The sequence below is a fragment of the Flavobacterium sp. TAB 87 genome (genome assembly GCF_001529295.1).
Classification (GTDB): Bacteria; Bacteroidota; Bacteroidia; order Flavobacteriales; family Flavobacteriaceae; genus Flavobacterium.
The window spans coordinates 73,153-88,135 of the sequence record NZ_LLWK01000037.1 but is presented as its reverse complement, the minus strand read 5'-3'; the positions used below and the strand labels follow the sequence as shown (position 1 = coordinate 88,135).

General features: G+C 33.1%; 16 protein-coding genes. 2 read left to right on the top strand and 14 right to left on the bottom strand.

Features of this window, described 5'->3' with window-relative positions; all coding sequences use genetic code 11:
• Positions 1-102: 102 nt before the first annotated feature.
• The 4 genes from AP058_RS16685 to AP058_RS16680 all read right to left on the bottom strand — a co-directional run bounded on the left by AP058_RS16685 (position 103) and on the right by AP058_RS16680 (position 5,871).
• Positions 103-330, bottom strand: a complete 228-nt coding sequence (locus AP058_RS16685; RefSeq protein WP_157492677.1) for a hypothetical protein — start codon at positions 328-330, stop codon at positions 103-105.
• Between the two features lie 292 nt (positions 331-622).
• Positions 623-1,102, bottom strand: coding sequence for a DUF6265 family protein (locus tag AP058_RS09650; RefSeq protein ID WP_066309843.1), 480 nt, complete (start codon positions 1,100-1,102; stop codon positions 623-625).
• A gap of 206 nt (positions 1,103-1,308) precedes the next feature.
• Positions 1,309-3,600, bottom strand: coding sequence for a type IA DNA topoisomerase (locus tag AP058_RS09645; protein WP_066309840.1), 2,292 nt, complete (start codon positions 3,598-3,600; stop codon positions 1,309-1,311).
• 420 nt (positions 3,601-4,020) lie between these two features.
• Positions 4,021-5,871: an ATP-binding protein gene (locus AP058_RS16680; RefSeq protein WP_231739625.1), complete on the bottom strand. Its 1,851-nt coding sequence runs from the start codon at positions 5,869-5,871 to the stop codon at positions 4,021-4,023.
• A gap of 410 nt (positions 5,872-6,281) precedes the next feature.
• On the opposite strand from AP058_RS16680, the gene prfA reads away from it, so the two are divergent.
• On the top strand, positions 6,282-7,358 hold the full coding sequence (gene prfA / locus AP058_RS09635) for a peptide chain release factor 1 (RefSeq protein ID WP_066309837.1): 1,077 nt from the start codon (positions 6,282-6,284) through the stop codon (positions 7,356-7,358).
• A 134-nt stretch (positions 7,359-7,492) separates the two neighbouring features.
• A complete protein-coding gene (locus tag AP058_RS09630; RefSeq protein ID WP_066309835.1) occupies positions 7,493-8,824 on the top strand; it encodes a DUF5723 family protein in 1,332 nt (443 codons plus the stop codon).
• Positions 8,825-9,112: 288 nt separating this feature from the next.
• Here the strand turns inward: AP058_RS09630 and AP058_RS09625 are convergent, their stop codons facing one another.
• The 10 genes from AP058_RS09625 to AP058_RS09585 form a co-directional block, all read right to left on the bottom strand.
• Positions 9,113-9,448, bottom strand: a complete 336-nt coding sequence (locus AP058_RS09625; RefSeq protein WP_066309828.1) for a hypothetical protein — start codon at positions 9,446-9,448, stop codon at positions 9,113-9,115.
• 30 nt (positions 9,449-9,478) lie between these two features.
• The gene (locus AP058_RS09620) at positions 9,479-9,838 is read right to left on the bottom strand and encodes a phage holin family protein (protein ID WP_066309826.1); all 360 of its coding nucleotides are present in this window, start codon (positions 9,836-9,838) and stop codon (positions 9,479-9,481) included.
• Positions 9,839-9,877: 39 nt separating this feature from the next.
• On the bottom strand, positions 9,878-10,168 hold the full coding sequence (locus AP058_RS09615; RefSeq protein ID WP_066309824.1) for a YtxH domain-containing protein: 291 nt from the start codon (positions 10,166-10,168) through the stop codon (positions 9,878-9,880).
• Between the two features lie 54 nt (positions 10,169-10,222).
• Positions 10,223-10,375 carry a lmo0937 family membrane protein gene (locus tag AP058_RS16900; protein ID WP_157492675.1) on the bottom strand — a complete coding sequence of 51 codons (153 nt, stop codon included), beginning with the start codon at positions 10,373-10,375 and terminating at the stop codon, positions 10,223-10,225.
• A 38-nt stretch (positions 10,376-10,413) separates the two neighbouring features.
• Positions 10,414-11,046, bottom strand: a complete 633-nt coding sequence (locus AP058_RS09610) for a porin family protein (protein WP_066309822.1) — start codon at positions 11,044-11,046, stop codon at positions 10,414-10,416.
• Between the two features lie 22 nt (positions 11,047-11,068).
• The gene (locus AP058_RS09605; RefSeq protein WP_066309820.1) at positions 11,069-11,641 is read right to left on the bottom strand and encodes a hypothetical protein; all 573 of its coding nucleotides are present in this window, start codon (positions 11,639-11,641) and stop codon (positions 11,069-11,071) included.
• Positions 11,642-11,790: 149 nt separating this feature from the next.
• Positions 11,791-13,575, bottom strand: a complete 1,785-nt coding sequence (locus AP058_RS09600) for a sensor histidine kinase (RefSeq protein WP_066309818.1) — start codon at positions 13,573-13,575, stop codon at positions 11,791-11,793.
• Between the two features lie 27 nt (positions 13,576-13,602).
• Positions 13,603-14,052 (bottom strand): response regulator, encoded by a 450-nt coding sequence (locus tag AP058_RS09595; protein ID WP_066309816.1) that lies wholly within the window; start codon positions 14,050-14,052, stop codon positions 13,603-13,605.
• Positions 14,053-14,068: 16 nt separating this feature from the next.
• On the bottom strand, positions 14,069-14,623 hold the full coding sequence (locus AP058_RS09590) for an AraC family transcriptional regulator (RefSeq protein WP_066309813.1): 555 nt from the start codon (positions 14,621-14,623) through the stop codon (positions 14,069-14,071).
• A 174-nt stretch (positions 14,624-14,797) separates the two neighbouring features.
• Positions 14,798-14,983, bottom strand: a complete 186-nt coding sequence (locus AP058_RS09585) for a CsbD family protein (RefSeq protein ID WP_066309810.1) — start codon at positions 14,981-14,983, stop codon at positions 14,798-14,800.

Here is a 14,983-nt window from a genome sequence, read left to right as displayed (position 1 = left end):
ATTTTAATGAAGCTATAAATTTGAGTTTGCAAAAGTAACTATCTTCTATGTTCTTTTGCAAAATAAAAGCTTTGGACTTATTTAATTCAAAAAAAATAAAATTTAGATTTTATATCTCAGTATTGCCATAATTTGTCGTGGCGCAATTGGGTTTGCGCTGTAATTTTCGTGAATAGTGTAATTCAACTCATTGGTACTGTTAGATAATTTACATAAAAGCGAGAATTTTTGCCAGTCGTAACCAGCACATACATCTAGAGTGACGTAGTTATCAACAGCAATTATCTGATACAGCAAACAAAAAGGAAGGGTTAATGTACTATCGTTCATTTTTAACAACATCTCTAAAACTTTGAGTTTTCGTAAGAATATCTAAAGCTTATTGATTTATATTTTTAATCCTTTATTTGATAATCTGTTTTAAGAATTAAAACATAATTTAACCCGTGGTATCTTTTCCATTTTAAAAAGCTACTTCGAGTTTTTTTTCATCTTCGTTTACGCTTGACTTGCATGCGCTATAGAAATAAAAAGTTCTTTTTGAATTATTTTAATAAAAAAACCTGCACCAAATTATTTGGATGCAGGTTGTATTTGAGGTTATATTTTATGAAAGTTTGAGTTATTTTTTTATCAGAGTAAATTCTTCATTACTTTCTTTTCCTTGTTGTCTACCCGAAATTAAGGCAACAATTGAAGTTGGGCTTTTTTTGATGTACGTTATTTTTTGAGGATATTCATTGTTTTTATTTTCAAAAACCAATGTATTTTCAGTCAAAGAAACCAACGGAAATGAAATGGGCTCATCGTCGTTTTCTCCCTTAATTATCGTTTGGTACATTAATTTTTCATTTTTTTCACTTAATACGATACTTTCATGATGAACCGTGTCTTTAGTATTATTTATAAAATGCGATTTTCCGCTGAAGGTACTGTCATTTATCTTTTTCCAAGACTCAGACAACACACCAAATTCGGTTTGAGTTTCCCAGTTTCCAATAAGCCATTCTACTTTTTTTATTTCATTCTGATCAAATGAAACTTCTTTTTGGCAAGCCACGACAAGTACTGACAATGCAAGCCATGAAACTGTTTTTTTCATATTTTTTCGGAGTTAATTCAATAACGAAAACCAGAGCAAATGTAGAAAAAATAGTAATAGTGTTTCTTTTTAGTTTATCCAAAAATTAAAAATAAAACCAGTCAGTAATTTTATCGATCTATGGTGTGATTTAGAGGTTTTACGATTAGAATTACTGATGTAGAATAAGTTCAATTTATATAAATTAGTGAATTTGTAAGTCGAATTTAAAGGCTTTCAAGCAAAATGGCATGCACCAATTCTTTGGTCGGTTTTTGATCTTTTATTTTTGCGCGAACGACATCAAAAGTCACTTTAAATTCACAGCCTGTTTTGTAGTTGCTGCAGCCGTAAGCCGTTTTTCCTTTAAGAACTGTTCCTTTTTTGCACTTTGGGCAGATTAATTGATCTGGAATTATTTTAGCTGCAGACTTTTTTGGTTCTAGTACAAGTTCAAAATTTTCATCAAATCGAAGCAGACCTTCTACAGCACCATTTTTGGTTTTAAAATCTTTTAAATTTACCGTCGACCCTTTTTGAAGCAATCTCAAATATTGGTTTTCGGATATTTTCTTTTCTGCAAAAGTATAAGGAAGTACAAATGTGCAACCTAATTTGTAATTGCCACAACCATAAGCAGCCTTGCCTTTGATCAGCGTATTTTTTTGACATTTGGGACAAACTTCGGCCAAAATTCCGGCTGCTTTCTTTTTCTCCACTTTAGCAACTTCTTTTTTACTAGTTCCGGCATGGGAAATATTAGCATGTCTGGTTTCGCTTCGTACTTCCAAAACTAATGCTTCAATCATTGCTTTCATATTTTTAATGAAAGCGCCAGCGGTAAAGGTGCCCTTTTCGATATCTTTCAATTGTTTCTCCCAAGAACCTGTAAGTTCGGCCGACTTGATCAATTCATTTTGAATGGTTTCTATAAGTTGAATTCCAGTTGGCGTTGGTAGAACTTGTTTTTTGTTTCGAACGGTATATTGCCGTTTGAATAGCGTTTCTATTATATTCGCTCGAGTTGACGGACGACCAATGCCATTTTCTTTCATTAACTCACGCAAATCTTCATCGTCGATTTGTTTTCCAGCCGTTTCCATAGCACGCAATAAGGTCGCTTCTGTAAACTGATTCGGTGGTTTGGTTTCTTTTTCTAAAAACGATGGTTCGTGAGGACCTTTCTCTCCGACAACAAAACTGGGTAGCAAATCGGCTTCTTTTTCTTTGGCGTTTGGATCTTCAAAAACGACACGGAATCCTTTTTTTAAGATTTCTTTTCCTGTAGTTTTAAAAGTAACATCGGCAGCTTTACCAATTACAGTAGTATTTGCGACCAAACAATCATCGTAAAAAACTGCAATAAAGCGTTTTGTGATTATATCATAAACTTGCTGCTGATTGTACTGCAAATTACTTTGCACACCCGTTGGAATGATCGCGTGGTGGTCCGTTACTTTTTTATCATTAAAAACCTTAGGAGATTTTTTAATCTTTTTCTGTAAAAGCGGTGCTGTTAGTTGGGCATAATTGGTTAAATTTTTCAGAATACCAGCAACTTTGGGATAGACATCATTTGGCAAAAATGTGGTATCTACTCTGGGATACGTAACTACTTTTTGTTCGTACAAAGTCTGTACAATTTTAAGTGTTTCATCTGCAGAGAATCCAAATTTGGTATTGCAATACACTTGTAATCCAGTTAAATCAAATAACTTAGGTGCATATTCATTTCCGTTTTTTTTGTCAACGGAAACAATTTCGAATTCACTTTCTTTGACTTTATTGGCCAAAAGAGCGCCGTCTTCTTTATTTAAAAAACGACCTTCTTCATAGCTAAAAAGTGTTTCTCTGTATAAAGTTTGTAATTCCCAATAGGGTTGGGGTCTAAAATTTTCGATTTCCTTGAAACGTTCCACCACCATCGCGAGCGTTGGTGTCTGAACGCGACCAATAGACAGCACTTGTTTGTAACCGCCATGTTTGACCGTGTACAAACGCGTAGCATTCATACCCAATAACCAGTCGCCGATCGCTCTAGAAAAACCGGCGTAGTATAGATTATCGTAATTGGCGGATGGTTTTAAGTTTTGAAAACCTTCCTTTATCGCTTCAGTGGTTAGCGATGAGATCCACAAGCGTTGCACTTCGCCTTTGTATTTGGCTTCGTTCATCACCCATCTTTGGATGAGTTCTCCTTCTTGTCCAGCATCCCCGCAGTTGATGACCAAATCTGCTTTGTCAAATAGCTTTTTGATAATTTTAAATTGCTTTTCGATGCCTGCATTTGGAACCACTTTGGTTTCAAATTTTTCTGGAAGCATGGGTAAGTTGTTCAAATCCCAGCTTTTCCAATGTGGCTTGTAATCATTCGGTTCCTTAAGGGTACACAAATGTCCAAAAGTATAGGTAACTGCATAACCGTTGCCTTCGTAATAGCCATCGTGTTTGGTATTCGCTCCCAAAACGGATGCAATTTCGCGTGCTACACTTGGTTTTTCGGCAATACAGACCTTCATTTTTTTCGTTTAAATTTGAAGTTGCAAATTAAGAATTTAGAAATTGGTATGGAAACTTTTGTTGAGAGGGGAAATGTTATTTAGCTTTAAAAGTAAATGATAACAAAGGGCGAAAGAATTACAGTTGTAACGTTGTAAAAATAGTAGTAAATAAGGCAGCAGATGCAATGCCTTCTCTCTATCATTCTCGAACACGCAGAAATATCTCGGAGTAGATTGACAACGTTACTTATAATATCAATTTTTAAAACTTATTTATAAATGCCTTGCAAAGTTAGAAGACTTTGCAAGGCATTTAAAATTTAAAAAATTGATTATTGTAGAATCAAATATTTAGTAAAAACAACGATCAAAAAGTATACATTTAAAAAATAACTGTACCAGTACAACCAGATTAAATTTGATAATTTTTTGTAAAAATTACTGTTGTGCAGGAATATAAATATCAAATTGAGCGCCTTCATTTACTTTACCGCTACCAGTAATAATTCCGTGATGATTTTCAACAATTTTTCTTGCAATAGTTAGTCCAATTCCAGTTCCAGGATATTCTTTCTTATCGTGCAGACGCTGAAAAATTTCAAAAATTCTGTCTTGATATTGATTTTCAAATCCAATTCCATTGTCACTTATCGTAATGTGGTAATGGTCTGCCTTTAGTTTAAAATCAGAATTACTGTTGGTGTCGTATTTGACAAAATTGCTTTTAATAGCTATTTGCGGCTTTTGTCCTGGAATAGAAAATTTGAGTGAATTGCTAACTAAATTTTGGACCAATTGGCGGAATTGAAACGGAATGATATTTACCTCGCACAAGTTTTGAATTTCTATGTCGGCGTCTTTATCAAGTAAGTCTTCTTTTAACATTTCTAGCGCTTCACGCACAACTTCGTTTAGATCACTAACGATAAATTTCCGTTGCGTTGTATTGGTTCTAGAATAGGCAAGTAGGTCATTGATGAGTGTTTGCATATGCAATGCAGAAAGTTTTGTTCTTTCGACATAATATTTACCCATGGCAGATAAATTATCATATTCTTCGACAAAAATTCTTCCAGAGAAAGATTGAATTTTTCGCAACGGCTCTTGTAAATCGTGGCTAGAGATATAGGTAAAGGATTGAATTTCTTTATGTGCAATTAACAATTCGTTCGCTCTTTTTTCTTTCTCCTTATTTTGAAACTTAAGTTCTTTATTGGCAATAGCTAATTCGTTAGCTCGCTGTTGCTTTTCTTGATTTTGATAAGCTAGTTCTTGATTTGCAATGATCAATTCAGCTGCACGTTTTTCTTTTTCTTGATTTTGAAATGCTAGTTCTTTATTTGCTATAATTAATTCAGCAGCGCGCTTTTCTTTTTCATTATTTTGATATTCAAGTTCAGTGTTCGCGACAATAAGTTCTTCGGCTCTTTTTTGCTTTTCTTGATTTTGGTAGGCTAATTCTTTATTTGCAATGATTAATTCCGCTGCACGATTTTCCTTTTCTTTGTTTTGAAATTCCAGTTCCGTGTTCGCAACAATTAATTCTTCTGCGCGTTTTTGCTTTTCTTGATTTTGGTAAGCCAACTCTTGGTTTGCAATGAGTAATTCGGCTGCCCGATTTTCCTTTTCTTTATTTTGAAACTCAAGCTCAGTATTTGCTACAATTAATTCTTCTGCGCGTTTTTGCTTTTCTTGATTTTGGTAGGCTAGCTCTTGATTCGCAATGATTAACTCGGCTGCACGATTTTCCTTTTCTTTATTTTGAAATTCCAGTTCCGTGTTCGCTACAATTAATTCTTCTGCTCGCCTTTGCTTTTCTTGATTTTGGTAGGCTAGTTCTTGGTTTGCAATGATTAATTCGGCTGCACGATTTTCCTTCTCTCGGTTTTGTAACTTGAGTTCGGTATTCGCTACAATTAATTCTTCTGCACGTTTTTGCTTTTCCTGATTTTGGAAGGCTAATTCTTGATTTGCAATGATTAATTCGGCTGCGCGCTTTTCCTTTTCTTTATTTTGAAATTTTATTTCGGTGTTTGCTACAATTAATTCTTCAGCTCTTTTCTGCTTTTCTTGATTTTGATAGGCTAACTCTTTATTGGCAATGATCAATTCAGCGGCGCGATTTTCTTTTTCGCTATTTTGCAACGCAAGTTCAGCATTAGCGATAACTAATTCTGCTTCTCGCTTTTTTGTCTCAATAATTTGTAATGCTAAATTTTTATTAGCAATTAATAATTCAGCAGCCTGATTATCGTTAGTATCAGTAGCAATAGCATTCATTTTAGACATAGAAACAATTTTTAAAAGGATGTCAAAGGTAGTATAAGTCGTTCCGTTATTTTTATATTTATTTTCGAAAAATGACGTACTGAATTTTAAGTATAATTACTTGTTAATTATATCGTTATAGTTAAAATATTAGGTATCTATTTGTTTAGAAATACGTTTTCTATTGCTGATTAGGATAGTTCAAAAACTAAATACTACTTGATGAAATAGTTCTTTTATAGCATTTAAAAACCCTCAACTTTAAGAAAGACCTATAGCCCTGATAGCAACGGTATCCTTTTTATTCGTTTTTTTGCGAATAAAAAGATACAAGTGGATAGCAGGATCTAGCTCCTAAAAAATTGGAAACTTGAAACTTAAATCTTTTAATAAAAATTTTGTAATTTTGCACTCCAATAAAGGAAATAAAGATGTTAGATAGACTTCAGATAGTAAAGCAACGTTTTGACGAAATTTCGGATTTGATTATTCAGCCCGATGTTATTTCAGATCAAAAACGTTACGTACAGTTGAACCAAGAATATAAAAACTTGAAAGCATTGGCTGGAAAGCGAGATGAATATGTGCTATTAATGGCAAATATTGAGGAGGCAAACGAAATAATTTCAGATGGTAGTGATGCTGATATGGTGGAGATGGCAAAAATGCAGATGGATGAAGCCAAAGATCGATTGCCAGAATTGGAAGAGGAAATAAAGTTTTTGTTGATTCCGAAGGATCCAGAGGATGCAAAAAATGTTATGGTTGAAATTCGCGCCGGAACAGGTGGGGATGAAGCGAGTATTTTTGCAGGAGATTTGTTTCGTATGTATACAAAATATTGCGAAAACCACGGTTGGAGAACATCCGTGGTAGACATGAATGAAGGAACTTCAGGTGGCTTTAAAGAGGTTATTTTTGAAGTTACTGGTGAAGATGTTTACGGAACTTTAAAGTTTGAGGCAGGAGTTCACCGCGTGCAGCGTGTACCGCAAACCGAAACGCAAGGTCGTGTGCATACCTCGGCGGCTACTGTAATGGTTTTGCCAGAAGCAGAAGAGTTTGATATACAGATTGACATGAACGATGTTCGTGTTGACTTTTTCTGTTCGTCAGGTCCTGGTGGACAATCGGTGAATACAACCAAATCGGCGGTTCGTTTAACGCACATTCCGACTGGTTTAGTGGCGCAATGTCAAGATCAAAAATCGCAACATAAAAATAAAGACAAAGCTTTAGGCGTTTTGCGTTCTCGTTTGTACGAGCAGGAATTGGCCAAAAAAGAAGCAGAAGATGCGACTAAAAGAACGTCGCAAGTTAGCTCGGGTGACCGTTCTGCAAAAATTCGTACCTATAATTATGCGCAAGGTCGTGTAACGGATCACCGCATTGGATTAACCTTATACGATTTGGGAAATATCATGAATGGTGATATTCATAAAATTGTAAGCGAACTTCAGTTGGTGAACAATACCGAAAAATTAAAAGAAGCTAGCGAAGTATTTTAAAAACATCGCTTTTGAATCATTAAAAAATCTTAATTAGTACACATTAATTAAGATTTTTTTTATGCCTTATAATTTTAAGTGCATTTAAAATACAATACAATAACAACCATTATAAACCAATTAAAACCTAACACATGAAAAGAACTTTACTACTAATGTGCTTCGTAGGAAGCTGTTTCGCTGCACAAGCACAATCGTACTTTGGATTTAGAGATGACGGTTATGCCGGAATACAGGCAGCATTGTTCAATCCTTCGGCTATTGTTGATTCTAAGTATAGGTCGGATATTACCCTTTTTTCGGTTAGTGGGAGCGGATCTAATGATTTGTATGGTGTGCAATTTGCTGACGTAATTGGCGGTGATTATGATTTTGAAAATCAAGCGAGTACAAATATTAAATTCACTAATAACGCGGTGATTAACCTAGATGTAATGGGGCCATCTTTTATGATGAATATCACACCTTTGCATAGTGTCGCTTTGTTTTCGAGAGTACGCTCGGTTACCAATTTTATCAATGTTAACGGAGAACTTATTGATGAACTGAATAACGACATCGAATTTTCTAATAACTTCCTAATTCAAGGCGGAAGTCCCAATGCGGTAACGAACTCTTGGGCCGAAATTGGTGCAAGCTATGCTACTGTTCTTTTAGATAAAGAAGATCACTTCGTTAAAGGAGGTTTAACTTTAAAATATTTAATGGCAGGAATCAACGGCTACATTCAAGGAAATGAAATAGAAGTGGCTTTTAATAAAAATGAAGTTAATCCAAGTTTAAGCGAGTTTTATTCGACAGGAACTTTAAAAACAGCTGCGAGTTATGATTATGACAATGGTGACGATCCTAAATTTGACGCTTCTTCGGCAGGAATTGGTTTAGACTTGGGTTTTACTTATGAATACCGTACCTTCTGTCACACGTGTAAAGGGAACAGATATAAATTTAAAGCAGCTATGTCAGTAACTGATATTGGAAAATTAAATTATAAAAATGCTGTTGAAAATAGTTATGATCTAACCGGAAGAATTACGCAAGATGATATTGATGAGTCAGATGATATCTTTAAATTTTTTGACTCATATTATACCAAGGTAGCAACTAGAAAAGGGGTAAAGGCCAATTTACCTACTGCTTTTCATACCAATTTCGATTGGAATATTAACAACAAATTTTACTTGAATCTGAGCGGTGATTTTGACTTAGTAGATGCTGAAAAATTAAATGGTACAACTTTAGGAAATTCAGTTAGTTTTACGCCTCGGTTTGAAATTAGACAATTTAGCTTTTATGTTCCAATTACTTGGATGGAATACAGCGGAACGCAAGTAGGTACTGGATTTAGAGCTGGGCCATTATTTATAGGATCTGGTTCTATTATTTCTAACTTACTTTCGAATAATTCTAAAGCTTTTAATATGTATGTTGGCTTAAAAATTCCGGTATATCAAAATTATAAGTAGTTTTGCCTACTATAAAAAGGGGCAATTTTCATTTAAAAATTGCCCCTTTTTTTGTGATTGATTTTAATACTACTTTATAAGTATTAAAAATTATATAGTGAAGGTTATTAACGCACCAACCGTTTTAAAAAGAACGTATGATGGCATTAGATACCTAAAAATACTCGTGTGAATTCAAAAAAGTTAAAATAATTTGAATATATAGCGACGCCACTTTTGATTACTATTTCATTAATAGATTTCATGACTGTTGTTTTATTGGTTGATAACTAGCTAACAGAGCTCCTTTTAGTGGTCTACAGCTGTCTTTTTGGTAACAAAATTAGCAACGGCTAATTGAACCATGCTTCCTAAAAAGCGTTTAAAAGTACTTTGGGTTTTGCCAACAACAAGTTTGCTGCTCAAATATCCCGCTCCGATACTTAGCACTGTGCTTAAAATATCTTTGCTTCCACTACTTTTAATATTAAATTCACCTAGACCTTTTTTAATTAAACGCATTGGTTTAAGGCTTTCTTTGGTCAGTTGAATTTGATCTTTTAGTTCGTCCCATTCTTGTCCTTGGCGCAATTCTAAAAGTTTAATATCAATATTTAAATCGTCTATTGAATAATTTGGTCTCATAGTTTTCACTTTTTAGTTTTAAAAAAAATATTACTTTTCCTCTTGATCTTCTTTCAATAAAATAGATAAGATTAGCTGTCCGATTGGAACTCGCAACCAAGCTCTTCTATTTAGAAAAAGCAAAACAGTAATTAAAAAATAAAAACCTCCTACAACTAGGAATCCTAAAAAGGGTTCTCCCAATTCTTTTCCTATCCATAAACTTAAACCAATGCTCAAAAAGAAACTAAAAAACACTGCAAGAACGCCAATGGCAATATGAGAAGTCAATGATGACAGTGCATCAGCAGATTTAGACACCAATTTAAGTTTAATTAATTCTAAACTTGTTTTGGCATATGTTTCTGCCTTGTCAAAAAGCAATTCGGTTCTTGAAGTGTTAGTTTCCATTTTTGTGCATTTTAATGATAGTTCTTATTTTGTAATCAATTAGTTCGTTGCGTTTTTGATATCAGATCTTGCATCGCTGATGTCTTGACGAACGTCACTTTTTAATTCATTATATTTTGCTTTTCCGCTAGCTAGCATTTCTTTTCCATTTTCTGAAAGTGAACCTACAAATTCGTTCAATTTTTCTTTCAAATCTTCTGAGCAATCTTTACTTTTATCAGCGATTTTTTTTCTTGTTTTTGATCCTTTTTCAGGTGCAAACAAAACTCCTACTACTGCTCCAACTGCTGCTGCTCCTAATATTCCTAATAATGTGTTACTTGTTTTCATAATGTATTTATTTAGTGATTGTTATTAAATTTTTATTATTGTTTTTTCTATTTTTTAGATTTCGCGTCCTTTAATCAATCTGAATAGGATTGCAATAATTGCAATAACTAATAAGATATGAATAATACTTCCTAAGCTATAAACAAAGAACCCAAGAGCCCATAGAATAATTAGGATTACTGCTACTGTGTATAATAAGTTTGACATGATGTTATGTTTTTAATTAATATTTATTGAATTGTTAATTATAGTTTATATGCTACATATAAGCTAAAACTACTATTTTTTGCGTCTTGAAATGCATTTGGTATTGCAGTGTTGCTTTCTTTACCAATAGCTGTTAATCCGTAGTTATAACGTAATCCTACACTTACTGGATTAAAGTCAACTCCAACTCCTGCAGCTAAACCTGCATCAAATTTTTGTAAATTATCAGTTACATCTCTTTCAAAGTTAACTGCTCCTTCACCTTTAACTTTCGAGTTTACCAGGTATGAAGCATATCCACCTGCTTGAATATTAAAGTTTTCAGTTAAATTGAATTTAAAAAGCAATGGTAATTCAATGTAATCTAATTTTAATTTTACATCTCCACTAGCAAAAGCATTGTTGTATTCAACTTTTGATCCTTTAGTTGTATAAAGCAATTCTGGTTGAAAAGCGATATTATCTGTAATAGGCAATCTTGCATATAAACCAGCATTAAAACCGACTAACATGTTTTCATCGTCAGCGTCTGTAGAATATAGATTTGAAGCATTGATTCCCCCTTTGATACCAAATTCTGGATTTCCGCTATCATAACTTTGAGCCATAACTACTCCTAAATTCAAAGATAATAGAGCTGCTAACGCATATTTAATGTTTCTGTTTTTCATAATGATAATTATTTTATAGTATTTATTTAATTTGGGTATTCTCGTTGTTTAATATTATTAATTTAAATCGTCTTATAATTTCTAAAATTCTATTCTGTTTTTGTAAACTCGTAAAAGCAAATAAACTGATTTCCTTGTCTGTCGTTTCTCGTTTTATCGTTTGTAAAAGCGAAATTTCCTTTTCTATATTTCTTTCGATCAAATCGAAATACAAAGCATCTTTATTTAATGTATCTGTACTTTTTTCGTTCTTAAAAATGCCGTTTATAATAATTAATTTTGAACTGGCTGTTTTTGTAATCTCTTCTAAAAATTCAGTTTGGTTTTTTATAATCACCGTACTAAAATTAATTACTCTATTATTTGAACTCTCTAAACCTAACTCTTTATTTGTCTCGAGTGTTTGTTTACTTATTCGCGCCAATTCTACCAAATTACCTGCATCAGCTGATTTTGAATTTCTAAAATTTTGAACGTGCCTTTTTATGTCAGCGGTTTTAGTTTCTTCCTTTTTATAAGAACTTAAACAAATAAGAACTGTAAACACAAACTGCGAAATCAATAATTTTTGAGATTGTTTATTAGCTAATGACATTCTCTTTTGCTTTGTTGATTATTACATTACAAAGATGCGAAGAGAAGGGAAGAATTCCTTTACAGCATAAAAAAGAAACGTTATATAATTTCCATTGTGGGTTTTATATAACGTTTTGAGAAGATTTTGAAAGACCTTAAAATGAGCCTTTATTCGGGGAGAAATACCGTAAAAGACGCGCCTTCGCCTAGTTTACTATCGGCCGTAATGTGACCGTTGTGGTTGTCAACTATTTTTTTACAAATTGCTAAACCAATTCCAGTTCCAGGATAATCGTTTTTAGTATGTAGTCGTTTAAATAAAACAAAGATGCTGTGTTTAAATTGTGGGTCAAATCCCATTCCGTTATCGGTAAAAGTAATTTTATGATACTTCTTGATACTATGATTTAGGAAATTGGGATAATCACTGGAGTTTGTTTTTGTATATGAAATTGAAATAACAGGATCTATTTCAGCTTTATTATACTTTAACGAGTTTCCAATCATATTAATAAACAATTGTTCTATTTGATAAGGTATGACTTTTAACTTCGGCAATTTTTCTGAAGATATAGTTGCCTTCTTTTCGTCAATTACTTCTGCAAGTTCTGCCTTTGCATTTTTTAGTACTAGATTCAAATTGGTTTTTATAAATTCTTTCTTGGTAGTGTTGGTTCTTGAGAATAAAAGTAAATCATCTATAAGTACACGCATTCTTTTAGAAGAAGAATCAATTTTGCTGAGATATTCATTTGCTCTAGCTGATAAAGCAGCCTTGTCTTCTTCGGAAAAGCGGGATATAAAAGTTTGAATTTTACGCAGAGGTTCTTGCAAATCGTGGCTGGCAACATGGTTAAAGGAGGCTAATTCTTGATTACTAGCTTCTAATTCTTTATTGCGTTGGTATAATTCAATATTCTGATCATGTTCATCAGTTATATCAAACGAGATTCCAAGAAGTATTTGACCTTCTTCATTTTCTACCAAAAGTCTACCAATAGATTTAAAATGTCTTATGGCTCCGTCTTGACGTATAACCTTATAATATAGTAAGGGTAATTTTTTCTTTTTAACAATTTCAATCATCGATGCTTGCACCGCTTGCTTGTCGTCTTGGTGCACAAATTGAATAAAGGTTGTTTTTTCGGGCACAAAAGCGCACGGTTTAAACCCCAATAATCTAAACTGATTGTCAGAATAGTGAACTCGATCACTCTTAAGGTCCCACTGCCATGTGCCAAAATTACCAATTTTCTCGGCATCGTCCATTAATCGAGTAGAAATTAGCAATTTCTTGTTCGACACTTTCAAGCGTTCGATGTCGCGATTAATTTGTCGGTACGAAAGTATTATTAAAACAAGTGCTACCAGAAATACAGAAATAGAAAAGAGAGGTGTGAGTGAAATTTCGTTATCGTAATTCTTTTGGCTCTGCTCTAAAAATTTCTTTTCGATGTCCTTCATGGAATCTACTTGAAAACGAATATTTTCCATTAAAATTCGTCCTTTAAAAAGAGAATTTTCAAGTCGTCGTTTATCAAAGTTTTCGGCGCTGTTATATTTTAGTGTTTCTTCAAAACAATCGTAACGCTTATTGATCAGCACAAAAAGGTTTTTTAGATTTCGTTCTTGCGTGGCATTGTCGGTATTTAGCTTTTGCAATTCGATAAAGGTTCTATTGACTTTATCTCTGGAGAAGTTGTACGGAGCAAGATAACGCTCATTTTTGGTAATAATAAAACCTCTTTGTCCAGTTTCGGCATCTTTAACATTAGAAATTAAACGCTCTAACTGAATGTTTACTTCGTACGCGTGCATGAGCAATTTACTTGACTCATGCGTATCGCGATTGTGTTTGTACGAAATTGAAGAGATGAATAACAAAATGAAAACGGCTATTACAAAAATAACTCGCAGCAAATTGAAGGAATTAAAATTGAGTATGCGTCTCATTGGTAAGTCAGATTTTAATAAGCTAAATTATTTTAAACGTAACAAAAAATTATCACGGTTCAATCCCGACGTGTGATAATGCCAGTTTAGAGTAATTACCTCGTTGATCAATTTTTTTAGTGTATTAAAATCACTTGGTTTTTTAATGTAAATGTTGGCGCCTTGTACAAATGTGTCTTCAATATCTTCTTCAGAAGACGAAGTAGAGTAGATGGCAATAATCAGATGCTTTAAATGAGGTGTTTTCTTGATCTCGATTAAACATTCTTTTCCTGTTTTTTTAGGCATGTTCAAATCCAGAAATAATACGTCGGGCAAGACCACATCTGGCTGTAGTAAATGCTCCATTAATTGTAAACCGTCGTGAACAAAATTTACTTTTGTTTGCACTTTTATATCCTCAAAAGCGTCCTTGAAAAACAAACGATCGTCTTCGTCATCATCAGCAAGTAAAATGTGTAATGCGTCCTTTTGCATCTAATATAAAATTAAGTTAGTTTAAATTTTCGCGACGTTTCTTGATAATTCGTTGAAAAGCCGATGGTGTTATTCCAGTGGTATTTTTAAATTGAGTACTTAAATGAGCAACGCTCGAATAGTTTAGTAAAAACGCTATTTCTGTTAAACTCATTTCGCCAATTAAAATAAGATGTTTGGAACGCTCAATTTTTTGAATAATAATAAAATTTTCTATCGAAGAATAGGTTACTTCGGAAAACACATTAGACAAATACCCATAACTGTGGTTTAATTTTTCAGACAAATATACGGAACTTTTTAAGTTGTTCTCATTTTCATCCATAAACACCATCTCTATAATGGCATCTTTTATTTTTTGAACCAAAACACTTTTTTGATTCTCTACTACTTCAAAACCAAAAGGCTCCAATTGTTTTTTAATAGTATCAAGTTGTTCAGTTGAGACAGATTGATTAAGTTCAATCTCGCCAAAACCAATTGTAGAAAAATCCACGTTAATTTGTTCTAACTTTTCCTTTAAGAAAAGTGAGCAAATCGTGTTAATATCAAACTTTATAAATAGCTTCATAGTGTACAAATATGGATAAAGATAATTAAAATATTTTTTAGAATAGTGTTAATGAATTTATAAGAAGTATTATACTTCTCAAAGGGATTAATTTTCAGGTATTTTAAAAAAAAAACAAAAAAATACCGCCTGGGATATTTAAACCAGACGGTATTTTATTGGAACAAAAAAGGCCTACAAATCTGAAATCAGCTTTTGTACTTCGTCTTTAGATTTTCCTAATTTTTGCTGAAGTCTTCCGTATAATTCATCTTCTTTTCCTTCAGCGTACAATAAATCATCATCTGTAAGATCTGCATATTGTTGTTTTAATTTTCCTTTCAATTCATTCCAGTTTCCTTTGATTCCTGTAGTATTCAT